The sequence below is a fragment of the Bradyrhizobium sp. MI1.7 genome, from assembly GCF_055811795.1.
Window position 1 is genome coordinate 1 of sequence record NZ_JBVVPO010000249.1, and the last position, 566, is coordinate 566.

The following is a 566-nucleotide window of genomic DNA, read 5'->3' on the forward strand; positions in this document are numbered from 1 at the left end:
CCGCGACATCGACCAGCTATTGCCTTGGGCCTACCGCACTCAGTTCCTCAAAGCCGTGGCCTGATAACGACGCTTACATTTCACCGAATTGCAGCAACGTCCATTCGAAGCCGAATAAGTCGTAGAGGGAAATGCCGTTGTCGAGCCACGCATGGGGTGCCCGACCGCCGGGACATGCGCTCGGCACATAGACATTTGCTGCATCCGGCGGAGCGGCGCTGCCGTGGATATGATGATGGGCGAACCATCGTAGCGCCCGCCGAAGGTGACGCCGGGAACGTTAAATTCGGCGCGCGCGTGCTGGCCTAGATACGCGCCAGCGACGCGTCGCCTCAATACCGGCATCGGTCGCGTCTTCGATCTCTGACGCAGGGGACGAACAGTCCGAGTGAGTCGGCGAATTGCCCCGCGTAGGCGGTGTTGCGGAGCGCCACTGGACGGCGCTCGACATCGCAGCTCGCAAGGAGCGTTGGGGGGTTAACAGCGTTCGAGCTATCGCCAAATTTTGGTGACGGCCGGGGCCGGTCAGGCGGCGGCGGTTGTGGGCTGACGGTCGGTCGGCTTTG

1 pseudogene is annotated in these 566 nt (G+C 62.9%); it reads right to left on the reverse strand.

From position 1 onward, the window contains the following. Window positions 1–76: 76 nt before the first annotated feature. Window positions 77–476 (reverse strand): annotated as a pseudogene (locus AC0L3X_RS47380) (FAD-dependent oxidoreductase); the annotation flags it as partial. Window positions 477–566: the final 90 nt, after the last annotated feature.